Raw genomic sequence first — 25,075 nt, forward strand, 5'->3', positions numbered from 1 at the left:
ACCCGATGGGCCTAGCAAGCCTGCAAATTGCCGCTCCAGCAGAGTTCGGACATCGCGACGGATTCCGGACATGGGGCACGACCGAACGAAGAAGTGGAGTCAGAGATGTCGACTGTCGGCACCCCGAAGACCGCTGCGGAAATCCAGCAGGACTGGGACACCAACCCGCGCTGGAAAGGCGTCTCCCGGAACTACACCGCGGAGCAGGTGGCCAAGCTGCAAGGCACCGTTGTCGAGGAGAACACGCTCGCCCGCCGTGGCGCGGAAATCCTCTGGGAGGGTGTCAACGGCGGCGAGTACATCAACGCGCTGGGCGCGCTGACCGGCAACATGGCCGTGCAGCAGGTGCGCGCCGGCCTCAAGGCCATCTACCTGTCGGGCTGGCAGGTCGCCGGTGACGCGAACCTGTCCGGCCACACCTACCCCGACCAGAGCCTCTACCCGGCCAACTCGGTGCCGGCCGTGGTGCGCCGCATCAACAACGCGCTGCTGCGCGCCGACGAGATCTCCCGCGTCGAGGGCGACACCTCCGTCGACAACTGGCTGGTGCCGATCGTCGCCGACGGCGAGGCCGGCTTCGGCGGCGCGCTGAACGTCTACGAGCTGCAGAAGGCCATGATCACCGCGGGCGCCGCCGGCACCCACTGGGAGGACCAGCTGGCCTCGGAGAAGAAGTGCGGCCACCTGGGCGGCAAGGTGCTCATCCCCACCCAGCAGCACATCCGCACGCTGAACTCCGCGCGCCTGGCCTCCGACGTGGCCGGCACCCCCACCGTGGTCATCGCCCGCACCGACGCCGAGGCCGCCACCCTGATCACCTCCGACGTGGACGAGCGCGACCGCCCGTTCATCACCGGTGACCGCACCGCAGAGGGCTTCTACCAGGTCAAGAACGGCATCGAGCCCTGCATCGCCCGGGCCAAGGCCTACGCCCCGTACGCCGATCTGATCTGGATGGAGACCGGCACCCCCGACCTGGAACTGGCGCGCAAGTTCGCCGAGTCGGTGAAGAGCGAGTTCCCGGACCAGCTGCTGGCCTACAACTGCTCGCCGTCGTTCAACTGGCGCAAGCACCTGGACGACGCCACGATCGCGAAGTTCCAGAAGGAGCTGGGCGCGATGGGCTTCAAGTTCCAGTTCATCACCCTGGCCGGCTTCCACGCGCTCAACTACTCGATGTTCGACCTGGCCTACGGCTACGCCCGCGAGGGCATGACCGCCTACGTCGACCTGCAGGAGCGCGAGTTCGCGGCCGAGGAGCGCGGCTACACCGCCACCAAGCACCAGCGCGAGGTGGGCGCCGGCTACTTCGACGCGATCGCCACCACCGTCGATCCCGACAGCTCGACCACCGCGCTGAAGGGTTCGACCGAAGAAGGTCAGTTCCACTGAGCGGTGGGGTTTCCCCGCCCGCAGTGCTTGCGCCCTTCCGCCGCACCCGGCGTCGCCCGGGTGCGGCGGGGTGGTCGGGGCCCAGTCCGCATCACCTGGGCCCCGGCCTCCCCGTCCTCGCGTCCGCCCGGACGCGCACTCGCCCTTCCCACCGAACAGCCCCGGTGGGAAGGGCTTTCCCCCTAACGTTTCCCACAGCCACCGAGCCACAACGACCAGCAGGAGCGGGACGTGAGCACCGAGAAGATTCAACGCGTCGGAGTGATCGGCGCCGGACAGATGGGCGCCGGAATCGCGGAGGTGTGCGCCCGGGCGCATGTCGATGTGCTCGTGTTCGAACAGACCCGGGAACTGGCCGCCGCGGGCCGCGCCCGGATCCTGCGCTCGCTCGATCGCGGCGTGTCCAGCGGCAAGATCACCGAGCGGGAGCGTGAGCAGGCCGCGTGGCGGCTGCGCTTCACCTCGGACCTGGGCGATTTCGCCGACCGCCAGCTGGTCGCCGAGGCCGTCGTGGAGAACGAGGAGGTGAAGACCTCGATCTTCGCCGAGCTGGACAAGGTCGTGACCGATCCGGCCGCCGTGCTCGCCTCGAACACCTCCTCGATCCCGATCATGAAGATCGCGATGGCCACCGCCAACCCCGATCGCGTGGTGGGCATGCACTTCTTCAATCCGGTGCCGGTGCTGCCGCTGGTGGAGCTGGTGACGACGCTGAAGACCAGCGACGCGGTGTCCAAGCGCGCCGAGAACTTCGCCGCCGACGTGCTGGGCAAGCAGGTCGTGCGCTCGGCCGACCGCTCCGGTTTCGTGGTGAACGCGCTGCTGGTGCCGTATCTGCTCTCGGCGATCCGGATGGTCGAATCGGGCTTCGCGACCAAGGACGACGTCGACAAGGCGATGGTGCTCGGCTGCGCGCACCCGATGGGCCCGCTGGCGCTGACCGACCTGGTCGGCCTGGACACCGTGAAGTCGATCGCCGACTCCATGTACGACGAGTTCAAGGAGCCGCTGTACTCGGCGCCGCCGCTGTTGATGCGCATGGTCGAGGCCGGGCTGCTCGGCAAGAAGACCGGCGCCGGCTTCTACCAGTACAACAACAACCGCTGACGCAACCCCCGCCGGAACGACGGGCTTGCCGCGAGCACGCCGCCGGGAATCGCGACGGCCGCTACCGCCACCGGGCATAAGCTGCGAAAAGGGCCGAGTCGGACCCGCGGCTGGAGAAGGAGTGTCCCGCTCATGGTCAACGTCACCGAGGGTTTCGGATCGAGCATTCTCGGCTATCCGAGAATCGGACCGCACCGGGAGCTCAAACGCGCGCTGGAGTCGTACTGGCGCGGTTCGCTCTCGCGCGACGAGTTGCTGTCCGTGGGCCGGGAGATCCAGGAGACCCAGTTCGCCGAGCTGCACGCGGCCGGGCTCACCCAGGTGCCCGGCAACACCTTCTCCTTCTACGACCACATCCTCGACAACGCGCTGCTGTTCGGCGCGGTGCCGAAGCGGTTCGAGGGGTACCGAGAAGGCTTGCACCCCTTGGACTTCTACTTCCTGATGGCGCGCGGCCGGCCGGACCTGCCGCCGCTGGAGCTGGTGCGCCTGTTCGGCACCAACTACCACTACCGCCAGCCGGAGCTGGATGCCGACACCGAGTTCTCGCTGCATCCCGAGGCCCTGCTCGACGAGTGGGACCGGGCCATGGCCGCCGGGATCGAGCAGCGGCCGGTGGTGCTCGGGCCGGTGTCGCTGCTGTTGCTGTCCAAGGCCGGGCAGGTGCCCGGCGAGGCCGAGTTCGACAGGCTGGCCCTGCTGGACCGGCTGCTTCCGGTGTACGAGGAGCTGCTCGAGATCCTCGCCAAGCGCGGGTCGACCTGCGTGCAGCTGGACGAGCCGTGCTTCACCAGCGAGCGCACGCCGGCCGAGCTGGCGGCGTTCGAGCGGGCCTACCAGCGCCTGTCGACCGCTCCGCTGCGTCCGCGCATCCTGGTCACCGGCCAGTACGGCGATTTCGGTGAGGCCGTGCGGATCCTGGCCGGGACGGCCGTGGAGGCGATCGGGCTGGATCTGGCCAGCTTCCGGATGCGCCCGGAGGAGCTGGCGAAGATCCCCGGGATCCGGCGCAAGCGGCTGTACGCGGGCGTGATCAGCGGCACCAACGTGTGGCGCGCCGACCGCTACGTGACGCTGCAGTACCTCGAGGAGCTGGCCCGGGTCTGCCCGGATCTGGTGGTGTCCACCGGGACGACGCTGCTGCACGTGCCCTACGACGTGCTCGTCGAATACGATATCGACGGCAATGTCGCCGACCGCCTGGCCTTCGCGAAACAGAAGGTCCTCGAGGTGGTTTCGCTCGCGAAGGCGCTGACCGAGGGGCCGTCGGACAACTGGCGCAAGCGGCCCGGCGAGGTGCACTTCAAGCAGAAACACGCTGTGCGGCAACGGGTTTACGCCGTGACGCCGCAGATGCGCGAGCGCGAGCCGTACGAGGTGCGCTGGGAAGCTCAGCGCGCCGCGCTGAACCTGCCGACGGTGCCGGCCACCACGCTGGGCTCGTTCCCGCAGACCGCGGCGGTCCGTCAGGCCCGCTACGAGCTCGGCGCGGGGCGGCTGTCCTACGAGGAATACCGCAAGCGGATCGAGGCCGAGATCGAGTCGACCATCCGGTTGCAGGAGGACATCGGCCTGGACGTGCTGGTGCACGGCGAGCACGAGCGCAACGACATGATCCAGTACTTCGCCGAACTGCTGGACGGCTTCGCCACCACGCATTTCGGCTGGGTGCAGGTGTACGGGTCGCGGTGCGTGCGGCCGCCGGTCCTGTACGGCGATGTCGCGCGGCCGAAGCCGATGTCGGTGGAGTGGATCACCTACGCCCAGTCGCTGACCGACAAACCGGTGAAAGGCATTGTCACCGGCCCGGTCACGATGGTGGCACGCTCGTTCGTGCGGCAGGACCAGCCGCTGTACGAGACCGCCGACCAGGTGGCGCTGGCGATCCGCGACGAGCTGGCGGATCTGGAGAAGGCCGGGGTGCCGATCATTCAGGTCGACGAACCGGCGGTGCGTGAGCTGCTGCCGCTGCGCCCCAGCGGGCGTCCCGAATACCTGCGCTGGGCGGTGAACGCGTTCCGGCTGGCCACCTCGGGCGTTCGGCCGGAGACCCAGATCCACACGCATATCGGCTATTCCGGCCGGGCCGAGATCGTGCGGGCGATCGAGGAGCTGGATGCCGACGTCACCGCGATCGTCGCCACCCGGTCCATCGAATGGGTGCTCAAGGCGTTGCGGGAGGACGTGGGGGAGGGCCACGGGCTCTCGCACGGCGTGGGTCCGGGTGTGTACGAGAGTCGTTCGGCGCGCATCCCCGACATCGACGAGCTGGACGAATCGCTCACCGCGGCGGCCGAGGCGGTCACCCCGGAGCGGCTGTGGGCGAATCCCGACGGCGGCTTGAAGACTCGGCACTCCTGGCAGCTGGAACCGTCGCTGCGCAATCTGGTCGCGGCCGCGCGACGGGTGCGGCGGCGGGCGGAGCAGGGCCCGCGGTAACGATCCGGGGTGCCGGGCGTCCCGTCCGGTTAGCCTGGAATAGCCAGTTTCGCGACAGGAGATGCGGTCATGGGAATGTTCAACTTCAAGAAGATCGCCGACCTTGCCGGCAAGCACGCCGACAAATTCGAGCCGGTGATCGACAAGGTCGGTGACGCCGTCGACAAGCAGACCAAGGGCAAGTACGCCAAGCAGGTCGACAAGGCGCAGCAGACGGCCAAGAAGACACTGCGCGAGCAGCGTCACAAGTAGTATCCGACGAACGGCGGCCCGGGTGTTCGCACCCGGGCCGCCGTTCGTCGTTCCGCCCCTCCGGCGTTTCGGCGCTCGCCTACCCGAATTCCCGCTCTCACCGTCCTAGCATCGGCAATCGATCCGTTACTGCTCTTCGGTGTGGAAGGGATGAGTGATGCGTTCGCCGGCCGTGCTGCTGTTGGTCATGGGTTTGTGCACGGTGATGGGGGTGGGTGCGGCAGCAGCGGATTCCGGGACCGCTGCCGAACCGCACTCCGCCGGCAGCTCCTCCCCACCGGAGGCTAATGATTGGCAATGCATACCGGAGGCCGGACATCCCGAACCCGTCGTGCTCGTGCACGGCACCTGGGGCAATCGGCACAGCTGGGATGCGCTGGCGCCGAAGCTGAAGGCGGCGGGTCATTGCGTCTTCGCCCTCGACTACGGGCGCGACACCTCGAGCCTGTACGGCAGTCAGCCGGGCGTCTACGGCACCGGCGATATCCGGGCCTCGTCCGGCGAACTCGCCGAATTCATCGAGAGGGTCCGCGCGGCGACCCGTTCCGAGCGGGTCGACATCGTCGCGCATTCCCAGGGCGGACTGGTGGCGCGCCAGTACATGCGCTTCGGCGGCGGCGTGGATCCGGCCGCCCCGGAACGGAATACGGTGCGGCAGCTGATCACCGTCGGAGCCACCAACCACGGCACCACCGCCAGCAATCTCGGCTACCTGCTACCCACCGGCAGCGCGGCCGAGCCGAGCGCGGATATGGTGGCTCGGGTACTCGGCCCCGCCGCCGCCCAGCAGCTCGTCGGCAGCGAATTCCTGAACACCCTCAACGCCGGCGGCGACACCGAACCCGGCGTGCGTTACACGGTGGTAGCCAGCCGCTTCGACGAGATATCCACACCCCCCGAGGCAACTTTCCTCCAGGCCGGCCCGGGCGCGCTGGTGAACAATATCTGGGTCCAGAACGTCTGCGCCGCCGACACTTTCGACCACGGCAGATTACTCCGCTCACCCACCGTCATCCAGATAGTCCAGGCGGCCCTCGACCCGACGCATACCGCAGCTCGTTGCGCCGGATAGTTCTTGCCGATCTGCGCTGGTCCCGTCGGACGTGTGGAATCAGTGGGCGCGTGAAAAGGGTTGCGGAACATAGGGCAGAAGAATGGGCGCAGACCCGGTGAATGGTGTCTGCGCCCACCTCGTTTCGGTTTGCGGGTGTTTCGTTTCGGCTACCCGCGCCGCATCACGGCTGGCCGGTGGCGAATGCCTGCACGGCGTCCAGGAACTCCTGGCCCCCCTGGGAGTATCCACCGATGATTCCGCCGATGACGACACCGGCGGGGATGGTGAAGATCCACAGGAAGGGCACGAAGGCGCCGATGATTCCGCCGATAACGGCACCGATGGTGACGTTCGGCTGGTTCTTGTTGATCTGCTCCAGGAGCCGGTCGAAGGAGCTGATGTCCTTCAGCTGGGCAATGTCTTCGGCCGTCGGGGTGGGCGTCAGCGTCAACGTGTGCCCGTCGGCGCCGATCTGCTGCGCGGCCGCAATGGAAACGCCCTCGACATCGAACTGCAGCGGCACCTCACCCATGGTCTCGCCGGTATCGGACTTGAGCGCCACCGCTGTTCCGCTCGGAGCCAGCTCGAACCTGCCGTTCGCGACGGTGGTCGTGACGGTCTTGTCGACCGGGGAAACCGCTGTCTGGTAATTGATGCCGCGGTCGACGCCAGAAGTCGCGTCCCCCGCCGTCACTGCCGCCGGCTGCTCCGTGACTGCTGCCGACTCGCCGTGTGCGGTTGCCGCTGTGATCCCCGTCGCGGCGATAGCCATGAAAACGGTAGCAGTGATCTTCCCGAACTTCATTCTTAGAATTCCCTCCACTTGTCTGCCCCGGATGGGCGACCGGAAAAGACCTTAGGGGAGATGGATTGCGTTGTCGCGCAGGGGGTTCGTCTACGCTGCGTGTCTCGGCGATAGCTGGCTATTATCTGTGTTGCGGGCGATGCCCGGACCGGACGGCTGTTGATCACGCGAAAATGCCCTTGAATCCTGTTGCGCCTCAAATTTGCTGTGCGCCCGGTAGCGCAATCTGAATCAAGCTGCCCACATCGGCGCGTCGACCGGGAAATTCCGTGCTCAGACGCGTGTAGGGCAGATCGGCATGTCTGTGTTCAAAGTCACAGTAACGTACGCCCGGTCCGGGCTCGGCGAATCACGGACCATGGGTGACCACTGCGGCTCGGCACACCGGCGGCGTCCACGGAGAACTCATCTGCGATGCAGGGTAATTCGACCTGATGAGGTCGGATTCGACAGCCGCGGCCATGTTTTCGGTTGACAGTGGCGGCCTCGCCGGTCGGTGTCACGGCTCCCGTGGATACTCGGATCATCGTCGGCAAAGGCGATTCCTCTGGGTAGCAGAGTATTTCAAGCTCGAGCGCCGGTTCACCGGGTTCCTTGAATCGCGGACTTCGACGTTGTCGGTATCGAGATAGGTCAATTCGACGCACTCGCAGGCCCTGGCCGCTGTAGCTGCCCTCGAACCACTCGGTGCTCACCGGGGTCATCGGTCTCGGCGAAATTCCGTATGACGAAAGGGGGCGCGTCCGTTCCGTCATGGTCGCCGGTACCCACGTCGATCTACATGGTGGAGGCGTCGATGACGAAGCGGTAGCGGACGTCGCTGTTCACCACTCGTTCGTAGGCCTCGTCGATGCGGTCGGCGGAGATGACCTCGATCTCGGCGCCGATGCCGTGCTCGGCGCAGAAGTCGAGCATCTCCTGGGTCTGCGGGATGCCGCCGATCATCGAACCGGCCAGGGAGCGGCGGAAGCCGGCGAGCGTGAACGGCTTCACCTCGAGCGGGTTGTCGGGCAGGCCGAGGATCACCAGGGTGCCGTCCAGGTTCAGTAGCTTCATGTACCGATCCATCGGCAGGTCGGCGGAGACGGTGTTGAGGATGAGGTCGAATTCGCCGCGCAGTTCGCGGAATGTTTGCTTGTCGCTGGTGGCGTAGTAGTGGTGCGCGCCGAAGCGGCGGCCGTCGTCCTGCTTGCTCAACGAGTGGCTGAGCACCGTCACCTCCGCGCCCATCGCCGCGGCGATCTTGACGCCGATATGCCCGAGCCCGCCCATGCCGATGATCGCGACCTTCTTGCCGGGCCCGGCGTTCCAGTGCCGCAGCGGCGAGAACAGGGTGACACCCGCGCACAGCAGCGGCGCGGCGACATCGAGCCCGATCCCCTCCGGAATCGACACGGCGAAGTTCTCGGTCACCACGACCTGCGTCGAGTAGCCGCCGAAGGTGTGGCCGCCCGGCTGGAACTCCTCGGGCACCGTCGTGTTGTAGGTCATGACGGCGCCGCGGGTGCAGTACTGCTGCTCACCCGCGACGCACGGCCCGCACTCGCCGCACGAGTCGACCATGCAGCCGACGCCGACGCGGTCGCCGACCCGGTGCCTGGTCACTGCGGACCCGACCGCGGCGACCAGGCCGGCGATCTCGTGTCCGGGGATGCACGGGTAGGTCGTCCCGTGCCACTCATCGCGAGCGGTGTGGATATCGGAATGACAGATACCGGCGTACTTGATGTCGATCAGGACGTCGTGCGGGCTCAGCTCGCGACGCTCGATCGTGGTCTTGGCGAACGGTCCGTCGGGAGTCGAGACGGCATAGGCGGCAGCGGTCGTCATGCACCCATGCCTACCCTCGCATTGTTAGCTACGCAAACGGGTGTGGCCCGCGGCACCGAACTCGCCGATCCGATTTGCCTGGAGTGTGCCACGCGATAGCACATGCTGAACGTCGTGGCGATTCTGCTTTCGCTGGTCTCTCTGTTGTCGACACTGCTGGGCGGGCTGGTGGCGGTCCGCATCGGCGAACGCAAGCGTGTCGTGCTCGGCCTGGCCGCCGGCGTCATGCTCGGCGTGGTCGCCTTCGATCTGCTGCCCGACGCGCTCGCGGAATCGGCGTACACCGTCGTCGGGGTGCCCGGCGCGCTGGTCGCGGCCGTCGTCGGGTTCTTCACCGTTCACATCATCGAGCAGGCCACCGCCATCCACGTCGGCCACGAGGGCGAATTCGGCAGTCACACACACGATTTCCAGTCCGTCGGCGTCCTCGCCGCGTGCGGGCTGATCTTCCACAGCATGCTCGACGGCCTGAGTATCGGCGTCGGCTTCCAAACCGGTGCGGCACTGGGGATCTCGGTGGCGATCGCGGTGATCTGCCACGACTTCGCCGACGGTTTCAACGCCTTCACCATCCCGACCCTGTACGGCAACGCGCACCGCCGCGCACTGGTGCTGCTGTGGCTCGATGCGCTCGCGCCCGTGGTCGGCGCGGTGATCGGCACGGTCGTTCACATACCGGCCGACCTGGCCGGGCTGTATCTGGGATATTTCGCGGGCTTCCTGCTGTACCTGGCGACCGGGGACATCCTGCCCGAGGCGCATGCCGGTCGGCCGTCGCGGCTGGTGCTGCTGTGCACGATCGCGGGAGCCCTGCTGATGTTCGCCGTCGCGGCCCTGAACTACTGACGCGAGTTGCGGCTCCCGGACTACCGACGTGAGTTGCGGCTCCCGGACTACCGACGCGAGTCGCGACCCCCGAATCGCTGATGCGGGTCGCGGGCCGAACCACTGACGGAAATCGGTGACACGACAGCCGAATTACTCCCCGGCGCTGGAACTTTCCCGACTCGGACCGTTGACCAGCAGGAAACGGCAGGGCGGTAGACAGGTATCAGGGAACGGGCGCACCGGGCCCGCAGTGCTGCTACATATAGAAACACAATCGCCGGAGCCCGACGGGCTGCACGAGGCGGGAGTGGCCATGGACGATCGGCGATACGACGACCGGTACCGGACGACCGGCGATCCGCCGCCCGACGGTGCCGCAGGCGGCGCCGGCAGCGGGCCGGGTCGTGCCTGGCGGGCGCCGGCGATTCTGCTCGCGCTGGTCCTGGTCGCGGTCGGCTTCCTCGGCTACCGCGGGGAGCTTCCGCGCTGGGCCTTCGGCCTCGGTCACCCGACCGCGACGCTGCTCGGGCCGCCGCTGCCGCCGATGGATCCGGGCGCGGTCGCCGCGGCCGTGGAACCCCGGCTGGCCAACGTCGACGTGTCCATCCGGCCGTCCGGGCTGAGCGCCGCCGGTTCGGGCATCGTGCTCACCGCCGACGGTCAGGTGCTCACCAGTCATCACGTGGTCAAGGGCGCGGATTCCATCAGCGTCGGCGATCTCGGCACCGGCGACCGGTACACCGCGACCGTGCTCGGCTACGACTCCGAGGCCGATATCGCGCTGCTGGCCCTGGCCCGGGCCGACGGGCTGCCGGTCGCCCGCATCGGCAGTTCCGCGGGATTGCGCATCGGCGACGAGGTGATGGCGATCGGCAATGCCGGCGGCACCGGCTCGCCGACCGCGACACCCGGAACGGTCACCGCCCTGGGTTCGTCGATCATGGCGCGGGATTCGGCCGACTCGTCGGCCAAGGCGCTGACCGGCATGGTCGAGATCGCCGCGCCGGTGACGTCCGGACAGTCCGGCGGCGCGCTCGTCGATCGCTACGGCGCGGTGGTCGGCGTGATCGCCGCCGCGAACGGCGAGCCGGCCCGGGCCGCGGGCCAGGCCAGCGGGTACGCGGTGCCGATCGACCGGGCGATGGGCGTGGTCCGGCAGATCCGTTCCGGCATGCCGACCGAGACCGTGCACGTCGGGCCCACCGCCACCCTGGGCGTGATCACCTCGGACGAGAAGCCCGCCGGGGCCCGGGTCCGATCGGCCGTCTACGGCATGCCGGCCTACGCCGCCGGACTGACCGAGGGCGATCTGATCACCGGAATGGACGGCCGGGTGATCAGCTCCGTCCAATCCCTGAAGGCCACGCTCAACCTGCGCAAACCCAACGACACCGTGCACCTCGAACTCACCGGGCGCGACGGCGCCAGGCGAACGGTGGCCGTGGTGCTGGCCGCGGGCCCGCCGAACTGATCCTCAGACCAGCGACATCCAGTAGTCCTGGAACTGCAGGAATACCAGCAGCAGCAGCACCGCGTAGAACACCACCACGACGGTCCAGCGCCATTCCGCGATGATCCGCAGCGGCGCCTGCGCGCTCTCCCACAGCTGATTGGTCACGACGGCCAGCAGGATCGGCGTGGCCGCCCACACGACCATGCAGTACGGGCACAGCGCGTTGATCCGATACAGGCTCTGGAAGATCAGCCAACCGATGAACGCCATGCCCAGGATCAGGCCCAGCCACAGGCCGCCCCAGATCCAGCGAGGGAACTGGACACCGGCGACGGTCAGCACCCCCAGCGTGACCACGACCGAGAAACCGACGATGCCGATCAGCGGATTCGGGAATCCGAACACCGAGGCCTGATCGGTCGCCATCACCGAGCCGCAGGACAGCACCGGGTTGATGCTGCACGAGGGCCGGTAGTCGGGATCCATGAACAGCTTGAACCGCTCCACGGTCAGCGTGACCGAGGCGATCCAGCCCGCGAGCCCGCCGATCAGCAGAACCCAGGCGGAACGTGTCGTCATCCCGCACTACTCCTTCCGGTGCCCGCCGGGGGCCGGCCTCGATGTTCCGGCGTGGGCGTACTTCCCGGCGGTCACGATGTTCCGGTGCCCGCCCGGGCCTACTTTCCGGCGGACTCGATGACCTGGCGCAGGCCGTCCGGCTGCATGAGCTGCTGTGAGCTCTTGATCTGGTTGCCGTTCACGAACACCGACGGCGTGGACTGGATGCCCTCGCCCAGCACGTCCTGGCTGACCTTCTGCACGTACTTGTCGTACTTGTCGCTGGTGATGCACTCGGCGACGGCGGGATCGGTGTATCCGGCGGCCTGGGCGATCTGCACGATCTGCTCGTCGGGCAGGCCGGTGCCGTTCTCCGGCGGCTGCTGCTGGTACATGCTGGTCAGCCAGGGCAGGAACTTCGCCGGATCGGACTCGGCCACGCAGTAGGCGGCGTTCGCGCCGCGCGAGGAGTAGCGGGTGCCCGACGACATCTTGTCCAGGAAGGCGATGACGTTGTATTCCACCGCGGCGTTGCCGGCCTGCACCTCGTCCTCGAGCACCTTGCCGTTGGCCTGCTCGAACGCCTGGCAGGCCGGGCACTGCAGGTCGGCGATCACGCGGACGGTCGTCTTGGCGCTCGGCTTCCCGATGCGGATGGCGCCGTTGTCGGTGATCGAGCCGGTGATCGCGTCGGGCGTGGCGGGCTGCGCGGCGACCGCCGGTGTGGGGCCCGGGTCGTTCTTCTTGTTCTGCTTCACCGCGATGCTGATGCCGATAGCGGCGATGAGCGCGACCAGCACGGCCCCGACACCCACCTGGATCAGGATGGTGCGGGTGCGATCGGCACCCCGCACCGAGGCCAGCGGGCTCTTCCCTCGCGGATTCTTGCTCACCTTCGAGTCGCCTTCCTGTGTTTTGCTGCGGACAGCCGTCCGGTGCCGCCTGCGATGGTACGGGGCGTCCACGCCGCTGGCGCGTCGCAGCCTTCCGTGCGGCCGGGGGCGGTCCGGACGCCATGATTACCCGCGAACCTGAGAAATTGCCCAGACCGGCCGTCGCTCAGGAGGCCGCGAGCCGGCGTTTCTGCTCCTCGACGTCGAACTGCGCTGCCGGCCAATCCAGTTCGAGCCGTCGCAGCGCATCGATCAGCAGTTCGGTGACCGCCAGCCGGGAGTACCACTTGCGGTCGGCGGGCACGGCGTACCAGGGGGCGTATTCGGTCGAGGTCCGGTCCAGGACGTCCTGATACGCCTCGCGGTAGGCGGGCCAGTGGCCGCGCTCGGCGATATCGTCCGGATCGAACTTCCAGTACTTGTCGGGGCGGTTCAGCCGTTCGGCGAGCCGCTTCTTCTGTTCGTCCAGCGAGACGAACATCGCCACCTTCACCAGCGTGGTGCCGGCCTCGGTGAGCTTGCGCTCGAACCGGTTGATCTCGTCGTAGCGCCTGCCCCACACGTCCGGCGGGACCAGCTCGTGCACCCGGACCACCAGCACGTCCTCGTAATGCGACCGGTCGAACACCCCGAGCTGCCCGCCGCGCGGCAGCCGCTTGCGGATCCGCCACAGATAGTGGTGCCGCCGCTCCTCGGCGGTCGGCACGCCGAAGGCCGCGTGGTCGACGCCCTGCGGATCCACCGAGCCGATCACGTGCCGGACGATGCCGCCCTTGCCGGCGGTGTCCATGCCCTGCAACACCAGCAGCACGTTGCGCGGATCGCCCGAGCGGCCGTTGGCGAACAGTTTCTCCTGCAGATCCGACAGCACCGGGCCACGCTCGGCCAGCAGCCGTTCGCCGGACTTCTTGTCGCCCCGGAAACCGGGGGTCGCGGAGGTGTCGAAGGCGCCGAGTTCGATGTCGCCGAGTTCGATGTCGCCGAGTCCGATGCCGCCGAGTTCGATGCCGTCGGCCCGCAATGCCTCGGTGATCGGTGTGGACCAGGGGGATTTGGCCATAACTGAGCAGTATGCCCGGCTCGGTGGCCGGGCCCGGTGATTGCGCGGCATGTCCGGTGCGGGACGGACTCAGCCGATGCCCGCCAATTTCATCAGGTGGCCGGCGAAATCGTCGTCCGACACCGGCGTCAGGAGCAGGTCCGCAGCGGTGGTGAGCAGGTAGCGCCCGTCGCCGCTGAAGTCGAGCCAGGTGCGGTGGCGGGTGGGCGGCGACATCGGATTGTCGGGGGCGACCGTGATGGTGATGAAGCCGCGCGCGTCGACCGGCTCGCGCAGCTTGCGGCGCAGCCGGGCGGCGCCGGGCCGGCCGTTGGCGGGGGCGGTCGGCGGTTCGTCCGGATTCAGCACCTCGTGCTGCGGTTCGCGCATGGGTGCCTGCCGGCCCGGCGGGGCCGAACCGATCACATCCACCAGCTTGGCGCCCAGCGCGCGGGCGTGACAGACCGTGACGGTCACGGTGTCGGGGCGCGCGACCAGGATGCCGGCGTGCTGGTGCACCACCGCGGCGAAGGCCAGGATCCGTTCCGGCTCGCCCGGTCGCGAGGCGGTGGGCGCCCGCCGGTCGCGCCGGTCGCTCCGCTCCCCGGTCACGGTGACGGTGGTGGCGTCGGCACGCGCGCACAGCATCAGCGCGGCGGTCAGGTCCGGGTCGGTGTTGCGGGCGTAGCGGTGCCGCAAACCCAGTGCGGCGTATTCGGATTCGGTGCGCGCGGTGGCCGCGGGGATCATATTTACGGGGTAAGGTCGGCGGTCCAGCCCGGTCTCGGTGGCCCAGACGTGAGTGAACTCGTCCGGGGTGAGTACCCATTTCACTATTCGCGACCCCCGCTCGAACCGGGTCCGGACGGCGCCGGCGGGAAGCGGGGAACGCGGTCCCCGGACGGGGGCAGAGTCGGGTTGTAGACGTAGGTCATGGCGTCGCGCGCGGCGGCCAGGGCGGCCGCGGTGTGCAGGTCGTGCTCCATTCGCCGCGGGCCGCCGTGCACCGCCTCGGCAGCCGGATCGTCCAGCGGCCGATACGCCGGCGGCGGTGGCGGGATCGCGTCCCGGATCCCCTGGGCCGCCTCGGCGTCGGACTCCAGCAATCGGTGCAGCGTGGCGCACGCCTCCGCCACGGCGTTTCCGCGCGCGACGAGGTCGCGGGTGGCCCGCTGTGCCGCGTCCCGGGCCCGGCCGGCCCAGCGGGCGAACTCGGCGTTGGTGCTGTCGGAGAAGGCGCGGAATGCCTCGCCGACCAGATCGGCGTTGCGGCGCCAGGCGTCGGCGGCCTCGCCGAGGGCGCCGGGATCGAGGGTCTCGTGTACCCGATCCCAGAGTTCCCGATGGGAGAAGGCGCCGAACACCTCCCGGTCCGGCACGTAGGGCGGATCGAACTCGTCCCGCGTTTCGCCGGGGCGGTTCGTGCCGGGGGCCGGCGGACCGCCGGAGGCCACGCCCTCGGGGGCCGCCCGGACGTCGGACAACCCGGCCTCGTCCGGACCGGTGGAGTGGTCCGCCGGTCCGCCGGGCGCCTGCTCCGGCGCACCGTCGGGTGCGGCCGGTTCGTTCGGCGTCACCGGTGCTCCAGCCGGGCGGCGGCCACTTCGAGGGCGGCGCGGTTGGCGGCCTCGGCCTCCTCGAAATGTCTGCCCGCGGCCAGGTAGGCGGCCTTGAACAGCAGGGCCGTCTCCTGGAAGGCGAGGACGGCGTCGAGGAATTCGCGGCCCTTGGCGCTGAAGCCGCGAGCCAGCCCGTGCCCGGACGGAAGATCGGGGAAGCCGGTGACCGCGGTGGGCTGATCGGTGCGCAGCGACTGCCGCAGATCGTCGACGAGCCGGTCGCAGGCGGCGGCCAGGTTGCGCGCCACGTCCTCGTCGATCTCGAAGGCATCGCCGCCGGAAGCCGTTGCCGCGGCGTACAGTTCGCGGGCGGCCTGTTGTCCGGTATCCGGTACACCCACCCGCGTCTCCCCTCTGCTCACCACCCACCTGTCCCCATCGGGACATTACCGGAGCGTTACCGGCGATGCCGCCGATCGGCGCTGTGACACGACACACCATTGTCCCGGTGCGGATTGTGAAAGCCGTTGCAGGCCCGGTGTTTCCGTCGTCCGGATGACCGGCCGGACCGTTCCGGCGGCCGCCGGAACGCTCGGGGCGAGCGGCCCCGCCGCGCCTCGGTTCGCGCCGTCCGCGGGCATCGTGGCGCAAGTGCGACGGCCCGGGGCGTGTGGACGGACTGTCCCCGAGCGGCTTTCAGCCGGGGCGGGTGGCGCTCACGTACTGCATGAGCCCGTGCACCTGCTGCTCGATCTCCACCAGGCCCGCCTCGGCGAACAGTTCCGGGAAGGTGCCGGCATCGAAGACCCGCAGCCCGCCGGCTCCGCCGACCGCCGTGCTGACCCGGCCCAGCGGGCCGTCGGAGCGGTGGCTGGTGCTGATCGCGATTCGTCCGCCCGGGGCGAGGACCCGGATCATCTTGGCGGCCGCCAGCATCGGGTCGGGGATCAGGTACAGCGCGCCGAAGCAGCACACCGCGTCGAAGCCGCCGTCCGGGAACGGCAGCCGGCGGGCGTCGCCGCGCACGTAGCCGGCCCGCGGGCCGCGGTTGTCCGCCCGCGCCCGGCGCAGCATCGGCACCGAGAAGTCGATGCCGACGGCGTAGCCGTCACCGGGCAGTCGCCGGCTCAGATAGTGCGTGAAATTACCGGGGCCGCAAGCGACGTCGAGCACCGTGCGGGCGCCGCTCAGGCGCAGCGTGCGCACCGCGTCGCGGCGGTCGGCCTGCATGGTGCGGCCGGTCGCCGCGAGGAAGCTCGTCGGCCGCCAGATGCGCTCGTACGCCAGGGCGAAGGCGGGGTGGTTCATCGTGCGCCGCGCGAGGTTCACCCGGCCGTCCTCTCCTCGGTCGCGGCCGCCGTCGCGACCCGGAACGGCGGCGTGCTGTGGCCCGTCACGCGCAGGCGGCCCCAGAAATCACGGTCGCCGAGCTGTGCCTCGGCCACTCCCTCGGGGGTGTGCAGGCGCACGCGCTTCTTGCGGTTGCCCGCGGCGCGGTTCAGCGCCGGATGCGGGTCGATGCGACCGTACCAGCGGTAGACGCCGTCGATCGGCTGACGGTGCCCGCGCAACCGCACCCGCACCGAGAAGCTGTCCTCGCCCAGCGTGACGGTGGCCGGACCCTCGTATTCGGCCGGCTCGGGGACCAGTTCCATTGCGCCTCCTCGCCATTGGGGAGTCGTTCTCGTGGGCTCGGTTCGCCCGCCGTCCGGCCTTCTCCTGCGGAACCGTTGACGGATGGTGTGTCCTGGCGCACACTCGATATTAACTATAACTCAGTGTTACGTCTAACTTGTTATCCGAGGTGAAGTGCGATGCCGCACGGACTCGACAACACCGACGGCCGCGAGCGCGTCGCCGACCGGCTGCTGCGCTCTTCGGCCGAACACTTCTACGACGCCGATGTCGATATCGACTGGGCCGCTCCGTGGGAAGAGGGCAAACACTGGCTGCCCGAACATCGCCTCTCGCTGTACGGCACCGAGCTGTGGCGGCGGCTGACCCCCGAGCAGCGGGTGGAACTGGGCAAGCACGAGCTGGTCAGCCTGCTGTCGTTCGGCATCCTGGCCGAGGGGCTGCTCAGCAAGTATCTGTTGCGCATCGTGGCGCGGGAGCCGGCCACCAGGCATGCGATGTACGCGCTCACCGAGATCGGCGAGGAATCCCGGCATTCGACGATGTTCGCCCGGCTCATCGACAAGACCGGGGTGGCGCCGTACCGGCCGAACCGGCTCAACCGCATCCAGTTGAAGCTCGCCGAATTCTTCCCGCTCGGTCCCGTGGTCTACGCCGGCACCCTGCTGATCGAGGAGATCCTCGATCGCGGTCAGCGAGAGACCATGGCCGACAGCACGATTCAGCCGCACGTACGTCAGCTGATGCGCATCCACGTGCTGGAGGAGGCCCGGCACATCGGGTTCGCCCGCGACGAACTCGCCCGCGGCATGGCCGAGCGGGGCGCCGCGCGGCGGCTGCCGCATCAGCTGCTGCTCGCCTATTTCGGGCTGGTGGTCTACCCGATGCTGATCAATCCGAAGGTGTACGAATCGGTCGGTATTGAGCCCTGGCGCGGATTCCTGGCGGCGTTCACCGGTCCGCAGTACCGCGCGACGATGCGGTTCCTGTCCGAGCCGATGCTGCGCTATTTCGCCGAGGTCGGCCTGCTCGACGGCAAGGTGGTGCACGCGCTGTGGCAGCTCGCCCGATCGCTGCCCGACGATTTGTGAACCACCGCAACGGTTTTCAGTCCGGTTGGCATCGACGGACCGTAGGCCCGGTCGGTGTCGGTCGGCCTCGGGCCCGGTCGGTATCGGTCGACCTCAGGCCCGGTCGACGTCGATCGTCATCCCGGCTGTGCGCAGGCGTTCGGTGAGCGCGTCGCCCATCGCCGCCGCCGGGGTGAGAATGCCTGCGAGATCGGGCAATTCGTCGAAGGCCAGGCTGAGCCCGGACTCGCCGAGCAGCACCGAGGTGGCCTGGTACCCCGGATCGCCCCGGCCGGAGAACGTGCACACGTACTTGGCCCCGGAGGTGGTGTGCGCGAAGGTCTTCATCGTGAACCAGCCGGCGAGCCTGGTCTTCTCGCTCGGACCGGTGCCCGGATCGGGCAGCACCCGATCCAGCACCTTGCGGCCCACCGCCATCCGTGACAGCACCGCGCCCGTGGCCATCGCCGCCACCACGCCGCCCGCGATGCCGGCCGCCACCAGCGGGGCCGCGGGCGACTTGCCGGCGCTCATCGTCTCGCGGTAGCGGAAGTTCTTGCCGTACACCCACCCCAGCAGGCCGTTGCTGCGCCGCACGATCTTGGTGTTGTGCGCGGCCATCACGAACGTCGTCACCCAGCCGTCCAGGCTGGGATCGATGCTCGACGCGCGCGCCAGCGTCTGGTCGGACTGCCGGCCGACGTCCGGATCCTGTGCCTTGTCCGGGCTCAGCGAATACGGATGCGACAGCGTGGATCCTTGCGACGGGTCCTCGGCGATCGCCTCCATGATGGCGCGCCCGGAGGCGATCGTTCCGCCGCTGACGCCGCCCCGGATCCAGGCCACCAGCGTGGTGTCGGTCAGCTCGCCGGTGTTGTCCTCGACCGACCGCCGGTACAGCCGGTACACGCTCAGATCCGACGGAATCGAGTCGTAGCCACAGGAATTCACGATCTTCGCACCGCTGGCGGCGGCCTCGTCGTGGAACCGGTCGATGCATTCCCGGATGAACGGCGGCTCACCGGTCAGATCGGCGTAGTGGGTGCCGGCCCGCGCGCACGCCCGCACCAGCGGCAGTCCGTAGCGCAGATAGGGCCCGACAGTGCTGACGACAACCTTTGTCCGCACCGCGAGGGCGTCCAGTGCGGCCTGATCCGACGAATCCGCAACCAGCAGCGGCCATTCCGCGGCTGTCGGGCCCAGTTCGTCGCGGACCCGGGTGAGCTTCTCGGGGGAGCGGCCCGCGAGCGCGATGCGCGCCCCCGCCGGTGCCGCGCCCGCCAGGTACTGCGCCGTCAGCTTGCCGACGAAGCCGGTCGCGCCGAACAGGACCAGGTCGAATTCCCTGTCTGCCATGGATTTTCCCATCTGCCGGGTGTCAGGCCTTGCGCCGTCGTTTTCCGGTGTTCGCCTTCTTGGGCGCCGGAGCGGTCTGTGTCACGAGTTCGGGCCGCTGGGCCAGCCAGGCGTGATGCGCCTTGCCCAGTTCGGTGACCGGTGGATCGTCGTAGAGCCATTCGCGCGCGATGCGATGCCAGTTCGCGGTGGCCTGCAACTGGCCGAGCACACCGAAGGTGAGGAAATCGGCGCGCCGGGAGAACAGGTGCTCGGGCGGCAGATTCTGCTGCTTCATCCCGGCGTACTCGCCGGCGCGCGGGTCGACGGCCAGCACGAACGCGCCGCTGGCCAGCTCCGGGGTGATGGTCAACTCCTCGTCCAGCACCGCCCATTCGCAGGCGGCGAGCACGTATTCCAGGCATTCCTCCGGGCTGACCTCGTCGGGCTCCTCGATGACGCCGCGATCGATCATGATCTGCCACAGGTCGTCGGCGCGGTCCTCGGCCGCCGCCCGGATTCCGGCGATCTCCGCCTGGACGTGCTTGGGGTCCATCCGGTTGAACAACCCGAAGTCCAGGAACGCCACCCGGCCGTCCTCGCCGAGCAGCAGATTGCCCGGATGCGGGTCGCCGCAGAACTCGTTGAAGCTGAACAGCGAACCCACGTAGAAGCGGTAGATGATCTCACCGACCCGGTTGCGCTCCGCCGCCGGCAGCTCCCGGATCCGTTCGAAGTCGTGGCCGGGAAAATACTCGCTGACCAGGACCCGGGTGCTCGACAGCTCCGGCATGGTGGCGGGCACGACGATGAACGGATGATCGGCGTACAGCTCGGCGATCTGGCGCTGGGTGTGCGCCTCGGCGACGTAGTCGAGTTCGCTCTCCAGATTCAGCCGCAGCTCGTCGAGCACCGCCGGCGTCACCCACGGCATCGCCGTCTGCAGCACGCGCCGGAACATCGCCAGGTTCTTCAGGTCCGCGCGCACGGCGGCGTCGATGCCCGGATACTGCACCTTCACCGCGACCTGCCGGCCGTCGTGCAGCCGGGCCCGGTACACCTGCCCGATGGAGGCCGCGGCGATCGGTTCCGGTTCGAATTCGGCGAAGATCTCGTCCAGCGGGCGGCCGTAATCCTCCTCGACCACCGCGCACATCGTGTCGAACGAGACGTTCGGCGCGCTGTCGCGCAGTACCGCGAGCCGGCGCTGGAACCGTTCCCGATGCTCGGGCGGCACCAGGTCGAGATCCAGCACCGAGAGCATCTGGCCGAGCTTCATGGCGACGCCCTTCATGGTGCCCAGCACCATGACCATCTGTTCGGTCGACCGGAGCATCGACTCCTCGGCCATGCGCTCGCGCACCGCCTCCGAGCGCCCGCGCATCGAGCGGCGGGTGCGTTGTGCGCGAATGACGTTGCCGGCTACGGCCACGCCCAGCTTCGTCCCCCGAGCGAACCGGGACGTCGGCAGCTCCTTCGCCATTGAACCTCCGTTGGTGCCGACGCGCGGTCGATGGGACCGCGCTCCCTGCCCGGTCCTCAGACTAACGAACGGGGCGCATCTGGCCCAGACACAGATCGGCCCCGACGGCGCGCCGTGATCGACCCGCCCGCGCGCCGTGATCTAGCCGCGTCCGGCCCACCACGGCGGGCCGTGTATCGAGAACCACGGCGGGCCGTGTATCGAGAACTGCGGGGAGCCGTGTCAACGCGGACTGCGGCGAGCGGAGCCGTGTATCGCCGACCGTCGACAGGCCGGTGTTCTGCGGCGACGGGTGTTTCGGTGCCGGTTACTCCGCGGTGTCGCCCGGCTGCGGGAGCCGGTGCGGAGCGGCGTTGAACTTCTCCGGGGAACCGTCGGCCAGGACCATGCCCTCGATGGCGCTCCACGCCATCATGGTCATGTGGTCGAGCATCCGCTCGGCCGTCATCGTGCGGTGGGTGATCCACCAGTCGGTGGCCAGCTGGACGCCGCCCACCAGGACGTACGCATAGAGTTCGACGCCCTCGGTGAACAGCTGGCGGTCGTAGGCCTTGTCCCGCAGCACGGCCGTCACCACGTCGGCGAACAACTTCTCGAAATCGGCGAGGGTGGATTTATCGGTGCTCGACCCGTTGCCCATGATGAACCGGTACACGTCGGTATCGGCGTCGACGGTGTGCACATAGGCGGCGAGGGTGTTGCGCACCAGCTGATATTCGTCCAGATCGTCGCTGATGGCCTCGTAGATGCGCGGCATCAGGGTGGTCTCGATGAATCGCTCCATGGTGGCGCGGGTCAGATCGCTCTTATCCGAGAAATACCGGTAGAGAACGGTTTTCGAGACACCGATCTCGGTGGCGATCTCATCCATGCCGACATCCCCGCCGCGCTTGCGGATGGCGGCCAGGGTGCCGTCGACCAGTTCTTCGCGCCGGTCGATCTTGTGCTGATGCCAGCGTTTCTTCCGGCCGTCCACTCGCCCCGTACGTGCCGGAGCGGCTTTTTTCGCGCGTTTGCCGACCTCGACGAGCTCTTCGGTGGACAGGATGGACTCCCTTGCTGGGCGGTACGGGGGCATCTCCAGCTTAAATCCTCGGCAACGCGCGTGCTCCGACTTCGGACAGGGACCCGATGTTCCCGGCGCGGCGGTAGGGGGTGGGCGGGTCTCACCGGGCCGGTCGATCACTGCGACCAGAATGGGCTATATGGAGCGATCTGCCAGCAGTGCACCCGTCGCCGGTGCGGATTCGGGCTCTCTCGCCGAATCCGCTGCCGGAGTGGGAAACAACACAGCCGGTCCGCCGGGTGGGCGCCCGGCTCCCGGGTCACCGTCGTCGTTCGCCGACCTGATGGACGAATCCGGCAAGCGGCGCGATCTGCGCAAGATGAAGATCGTGGCCACCGGATTCCTGGCCGGTGCCACCGTGATCTATCTGTTCTGCTGCTGGCTGGGCGCGCAGGGGGCGGGCGGGGAGTGGGTCGGCTACCTGCGCGCGGCGTCGGAGGCGGGCATGGTCGGCGCGCTGGCCGATTGGTTCGCGGTGACGGCGCTGTTCCGGCATCCGCTCGGCCTGCCGATCCCGCACACCGCGATCATCCGCAAGAAGAAAGACCAATTGGGCGCCAGCCTCGGCGATTTCGTCCGCACGAATTTCCTGTCCCCGGACACCGTGGTGGAGAAGGTCAATTCGGCGCGGATCTCGCTGCGGCTGGGCCGCTGGATGGCCGATCCGCACCACGCGGACCGGGTGTCCGAGGAATCCTCGACGATCCTGCGCGCGGTGATCGGCGCGCTGCGCGACGAGGACGTCGAGCAGGTGATCGACAACACCATCGTCAAGCGCATCGCCGAGCCGCAGTGGGGCCCGCCGATCGGCCGGGTGCTCGCGGAGCTGCTGGCCGAGAACCGGCAGGCGCCGCTGCTGGACCTGCTCGCCGAACGGGCACACCAGTGGGCGCTGGCCAGCCAGGAAACCCTGGACCGGATCGTCCTGCGCGACGCGCCGTCCTGGGCACCGAAATTCGTCAATATGATGCTGTCGGAACGAATTTATCGGGAGTTGGTGGAATTCACCTGGAAGATCCGCTCGCAGCCGGATCACGAGGTGCGGCTGGCGGTCACCCGCTTCCTGGAGGAATTCGCGAACGATCTGCAGTACGACGAGGCCATGATCGCCAAGGCCGAGCGGGTGAAGGCCGAGATCATGGGCCGCGAGGAGATCACCGGAATGGCCCGGGCCACCTGGCGGGCCGCCAAGCGGATGATTCTCGAATCGGCCGACGATCCGCACAGCACGCTGCGCCGCAAGATCACCGAGAATGTCGGGCAGCTGGGGCAGCGGCTGGTCGACGAGGAGCCGCTGCGGTCCCGGGTGGATTCGTGGGTGGAACGCGGTGTGCGCTATCTGGTTTCCAACTACGGTTCCGAGATCGCCACCCTCATCAGCGATACGGTGGCGCGGTGGGACGCCGAGGAGGCGAGCCGCAAGATCGAATTGCAGGCGGGTCGCGATCTGCAATTCATCCGGATCAACGGAACGGTCGTGGGATCTCTCGCCGGACTGGCGATCTACACCGTTTCGCACGTGCTGTTCCCGGGCTGGTCATAGCCGCCGGGGCGTAGTGCTAGCAAGGTGCTTGCAAAAGCTAGCACCTGGTTTTAGAATCGACCGTACAACCGCCGGAAGGTGAGTGATGGCACAGGAGCCCGAGGTTTCCGACCAGAACACCGGGGCATCCGCGGAGACGTCCGCGGCCGGAGAACGGGTGGGCCGCGTAGCCAATGCGGCACACGACATCGGAGGCTTCATCCGGGCGCAGCGGGAGGCCGCGCAGGTCTCGCTGCGTCAGCTCGCACAGCTGGCGGGGGTGAGCAATCCGTATCTCAGTCAGATCGAGCGCGGATTGCGTAACCCGTCCGCCGAGGTGCTCGCGCAGATCGCCAAGGGTCTGCGGGTCTCCTCGGAGGTCTTGTACATGCGGGCCGGTTTTCTCGAAGAGAGGCCACCCAGCCCGGTCCGGGACGCCCTGCTGGCCGATACGGGAATTACCGAGCGGCAGAAGCAGGTGCTGCTGGACATCTATGAATCGTTCCGTCGCGAAAACGCGGGGAACGACTTCGGCGGGGACGCTACGGACATTCAGGAGGGCGTTCCCGGGGGAGGGAACTGGGACAACGAGGTTCCGCTTCACGCCACCGACGGCAGCACTACCGAAGTTCCGCCACGCCAGGAGAACGAAACATCATGACCGAATCCGAAGCCACCACACCCACGGTCACCGTGACCAAGCCGCTCTACGCGACCGTCGGCGCCGGTGACGCGCTCTACAACGCCGTGAACGACCTGGTCGAGAAGGTGCGCGAACGTGCGGGCACCGCCGATGTGAGCGGCCGGGTCGAGGAGGCCCGCGAGCGCCTGTCCACCCTGCCGGCCGATGCCCAGGAGCAGTTCGACACGCTGCGCCAGCGGCTGACCGGCCTGCCCGCCGAACTGCCGGACGACCTCGCCGAGCTGCGCGAGAAGCTCACCCCCGAGGAGCTGCGCAAGTCGGTCGACCAGTACTACCACCAGCTGCTCGACCTGTACACGGAGCTGGCTTCGCGCGGCGAGGAGACCGTGGGCCGGCTGCGTTCGGAGAGTTCGAGCTTCGACGAGCAGTTCGGCCGGGTAGAGGGCCTCTACAGCGATGTCGTCACCCGTGCCGAGGACGTGTTCGGCAAGGTGACCGACCAGGCCCGCGGCTTCCTCGGGCAGAAGGTCGACGAAGAATCCGACGCCGCGGAGGCCGAGCCGGTCGTCGACGCCGAGGTCGTGCAGGTGACCACGGAGTCCGACCCGGAGGAGCCGGCCCCGGCGGCCGCTCCGGCCAAGAAGGCGCCCGCGAAGAAGGCGCCGGCCAAGAAGGCCGCGGCGAAGAAGACCACCTCCGAGGAGTAAGGCCGGACGGGTGCACCCCCGCACGCCCTGGCGTGCGGGGGCGTAGCCCGTATCATGAGGCTTGTGTACTCCGTGACTGGTGCAATCGTCTTGGTGCTGTGGCTTGCCGCATTGGGCGCGACCATCTTTGCGCTGGTCCACGCCGTCCGGCAGCGTTCCGACGCATTCACCGCCGTAGACAAGCTGACCAAGCCCATCTGGGTCGCCATCCTCGCCGGCGCGCTGGCCTTCCTGCTGCTGGCCAGGACGCCGGTGGGCCTGCTCGGCATCATCGCGGTCGTCGCCACCGGCGTCTACCTGGCCGACGTGCGGCCCAAGGTGGACGAGGTGCAGCGGGGCCCGCGCTGGTAGCAGGGCGCCACTGCTTGCACTGGCAAGCATGCACTCCTTCGAGTTACTGTTGCA

Annotated in this window: 25 protein-coding genes; 12 read left to right on the top strand and 13 right to left on the bottom strand. The window is 68.4% G+C overall.

The features are described 5' to 3' along the window. The first annotated feature begins 105 nt into the window (after positions 1-105). The 5 genes from aceA to D892_RS0114420 all read left to right on the top strand — a co-directional run bounded on the left by aceA (position 106) and on the right by D892_RS0114420 (position 6,262). A complete protein-coding gene (gene aceA / locus D892_RS0114400; RefSeq protein ID WP_024801905.1) occupies positions 106-1,392 on the top strand; it encodes an isocitrate lyase in 1,287 nt (428 codons plus the stop codon). 231 nt (positions 1,393-1,623) lie between these two features. Next, positions 1,624-2,499: a 3-hydroxybutyryl-CoA dehydrogenase gene (locus D892_RS0114405; protein WP_024801906.1), complete on the top strand. Its 876-nt coding sequence runs from the start codon at positions 1,624-1,626 to the stop codon at positions 2,497-2,499. 132 nt (positions 2,500-2,631) lie between these two features. Beyond that, positions 2,632-4,938, top strand: coding sequence for a 5-methyltetrahydropteroyltriglutamate--homocysteine S-methyltransferase (gene metE / locus D892_RS0114410; RefSeq protein ID WP_024801907.1), 2,307 nt, complete (start codon positions 2,632-2,634; stop codon positions 4,936-4,938). Positions 4,939-5,007: 69 nt separating this feature from the next. Further along, positions 5,008-5,190: an antitoxin gene (locus tag D892_RS0114415; protein ID WP_024801908.1), complete on the top strand. Its 183-nt coding sequence runs from the start codon at positions 5,008-5,010 to the stop codon at positions 5,188-5,190. Between the two features lie 157 nt (positions 5,191-5,347). Continuing rightward, positions 5,348-6,262 (top strand): triacylglycerol lipase, encoded by a 915-nt coding sequence (locus tag D892_RS0114420; protein WP_024801909.1) that lies wholly within the window; start codon positions 5,348-5,350, stop codon positions 6,260-6,262. A 163-nt stretch (positions 6,263-6,425) separates the two neighbouring features. Here the strand turns inward: D892_RS0114420 and D892_RS0114425 are convergent, their stop codons facing one another. After that, positions 6,426-7,049, bottom strand: a complete 624-nt coding sequence (locus D892_RS0114425; RefSeq protein ID WP_024801910.1) for a hypothetical protein — start codon at positions 7,047-7,049, stop codon at positions 6,426-6,428. A 777-nt stretch (positions 7,050-7,826) separates the two neighbouring features. After that, complete coding sequence (locus D892_RS0114430; RefSeq protein ID WP_024801911.1) at positions 7,827-8,879, bottom strand: NAD(P)-dependent alcohol dehydrogenase; 1,053 nt, start codon at positions 8,877-8,879, stop codon at positions 7,827-7,829. 114 nt (positions 8,880-8,993) lie between these two features. Here D892_RS0114430 and D892_RS0114435 point away from each other — a divergent pair, with 114 nt between their 5' ends. Both D892_RS0114435 and D892_RS0114440 read left to right on the top strand, forming a co-directional pair. After that, positions 8,994-9,725, top strand: a complete 732-nt coding sequence (locus D892_RS0114435) for a ZIP family metal transporter (RefSeq protein ID WP_024801912.1) — start codon at positions 8,994-8,996, stop codon at positions 9,723-9,725. A gap of 295 nt (positions 9,726-10,020) precedes the next feature. After that, positions 10,021-11,178, top strand: coding sequence for a S1C family serine protease (locus tag D892_RS0114440; RefSeq protein WP_051499063.1), 1,158 nt, complete (start codon positions 10,021-10,023; stop codon positions 11,176-11,178). A 3-nt stretch (positions 11,179-11,181) separates the two neighbouring features. Here the strand turns inward: D892_RS0114440 and D892_RS0114445 are convergent, their stop codons facing one another. From D892_RS0114445 to D892_RS0114480, 8 genes are all read right to left on the bottom strand, one after another. Then, positions 11,182-11,739, bottom strand: coding sequence for a vitamin K epoxide reductase family protein (locus D892_RS0114445; RefSeq protein ID WP_024801914.1), 558 nt, complete (start codon positions 11,737-11,739; stop codon positions 11,182-11,184). A 98-nt stretch (positions 11,740-11,837) separates the two neighbouring features. After that, entirely contained in the window at positions 11,838-12,611 is a 774-nt protein-coding gene (locus tag D892_RS0114450) for a thioredoxin domain-containing protein (protein WP_024801915.1), read from the bottom strand. A gap of 166 nt (positions 12,612-12,777) precedes the next feature. Then, positions 12,778-13,671: a polyphosphate kinase 2 family protein gene (locus D892_RS0114455; protein WP_024801916.1), complete on the bottom strand. Its 894-nt coding sequence runs from the start codon at positions 13,669-13,671 to the stop codon at positions 12,778-12,780. Positions 13,672-13,740: 69 nt separating this feature from the next. Next, on the bottom strand, positions 13,741-14,484 hold the full coding sequence (locus D892_RS0114460; protein WP_024801917.1) for an ESX secretion-associated protein EspG: 744 nt from the start codon (positions 14,482-14,484) through the stop codon (positions 13,741-13,743). Further along, positions 14,484-15,227, bottom strand: a complete 744-nt coding sequence (locus D892_RS41170) for a hypothetical protein (RefSeq protein WP_024801918.1) — start codon at positions 15,225-15,227, stop codon at positions 14,484-14,486. Before D892_RS41170 ends, D892_RS0114460 begins: the two co-directional genes overlap by 1 nt. Continuing rightward, the gene (locus D892_RS0114470; protein WP_024801919.1) at positions 15,224-15,610 is read right to left on the bottom strand and encodes a hypothetical protein; all 387 of its coding nucleotides are present in this window, start codon (positions 15,608-15,610) and stop codon (positions 15,224-15,226) included. Before D892_RS0114470 ends, D892_RS41170 begins: the two co-directional genes overlap by 4 nt. Before the next feature lie 295 nt (positions 15,611-15,905). Next, positions 15,906-16,538, bottom strand: coding sequence for a class I SAM-dependent methyltransferase (locus tag D892_RS0114475; RefSeq protein ID WP_024801920.1), 633 nt, complete (start codon positions 16,536-16,538; stop codon positions 15,906-15,908). Beyond that, positions 16,535-16,864 (bottom strand): DUF4873 domain-containing protein, encoded by a 330-nt coding sequence (locus D892_RS0114480; protein ID WP_024801921.1) that lies wholly within the window; start codon positions 16,862-16,864, stop codon positions 16,535-16,537. Before D892_RS0114480 ends, D892_RS0114475 begins: the two co-directional genes overlap by 4 nt. Positions 16,865-17,023: 159 nt before the next feature. On the opposite strand from D892_RS0114480, the gene D892_RS0114485 reads away from it, so the two are divergent. Continuing rightward, positions 17,024-17,935, top strand: coding sequence for a diiron oxygenase (locus D892_RS0114485; protein WP_024801922.1), 912 nt, complete (start codon positions 17,024-17,026; stop codon positions 17,933-17,935). A 93-nt stretch (positions 17,936-18,028) separates the two neighbouring features. Here the strand turns inward: D892_RS0114485 and D892_RS0114490 are convergent, their stop codons facing one another. From D892_RS0114490 to D892_RS0114500, 3 genes are all read right to left on the bottom strand, one after another. Beyond that, on the bottom strand, positions 18,029-19,270 hold the full coding sequence (locus tag D892_RS0114490) for a trans-acting enoyl reductase family protein (RefSeq protein WP_024801923.1): 1,242 nt from the start codon (positions 19,268-19,270) through the stop codon (positions 18,029-18,031). 22 nt (positions 19,271-19,292) lie between these two features. Then, positions 19,293-20,732: an AarF/ABC1/UbiB kinase family protein gene (locus D892_RS0114495; protein ID WP_024801924.1), complete on the bottom strand. Its 1,440-nt coding sequence runs from the start codon at positions 20,730-20,732 to the stop codon at positions 19,293-19,295. A 307-nt stretch (positions 20,733-21,039) separates the two neighbouring features. After that, positions 21,040-21,810 carry a TetR/AcrR family transcriptional regulator gene (locus D892_RS0114500; protein ID WP_051499064.1) on the bottom strand — a complete coding sequence of 257 codons (771 nt, stop codon included), beginning with the start codon at positions 21,808-21,810 and terminating at the stop codon, positions 21,040-21,042. Between the two features lie 271 nt (positions 21,811-22,081). Between D892_RS0114500 and D892_RS0114505 the strand changes: the two genes are divergently transcribed. From D892_RS0114505 to D892_RS0114520, 4 genes are all read left to right on the top strand, one after another. Further along, complete coding sequence (locus D892_RS0114505; RefSeq protein ID WP_232236341.1) at positions 22,082-23,341, top strand: DUF445 domain-containing protein; 1,260 nt, start codon at positions 22,082-22,084, stop codon at positions 23,339-23,341. Positions 23,342-23,426: 85 nt separating this feature from the next. Beyond that, positions 23,427-23,981, top strand: a complete 555-nt coding sequence (locus tag D892_RS0114510) for a helix-turn-helix domain-containing protein (RefSeq protein ID WP_024801927.1) — start codon at positions 23,427-23,429, stop codon at positions 23,979-23,981. Continuing rightward, positions 23,978-24,670 carry a hypothetical protein gene (locus tag D892_RS0114515; protein ID WP_024801928.1) on the top strand — a complete coding sequence of 231 codons (693 nt, stop codon included), beginning with the start codon at positions 23,978-23,980 and terminating at the stop codon, positions 24,668-24,670. Before D892_RS0114510 ends, D892_RS0114515 begins: the two co-directional genes overlap by 4 nt. Positions 24,671-24,724: 54 nt before the next feature. Continuing rightward, a complete protein-coding gene (locus D892_RS0114520; protein WP_024801929.1) occupies positions 24,725-25,021 on the top strand; it encodes a DUF2516 family protein in 297 nt (98 codons plus the stop codon). Positions 25,022-25,075: the final 54 nt, after the last annotated feature.

The sequence above is a fragment of the Nocardia sp. BMG51109 genome, assembly GCF_000526215.1.
GTDB lineage: Bacteria > Actinomycetota > Actinomycetes > Mycobacteriales > Mycobacteriaceae > Nocardia.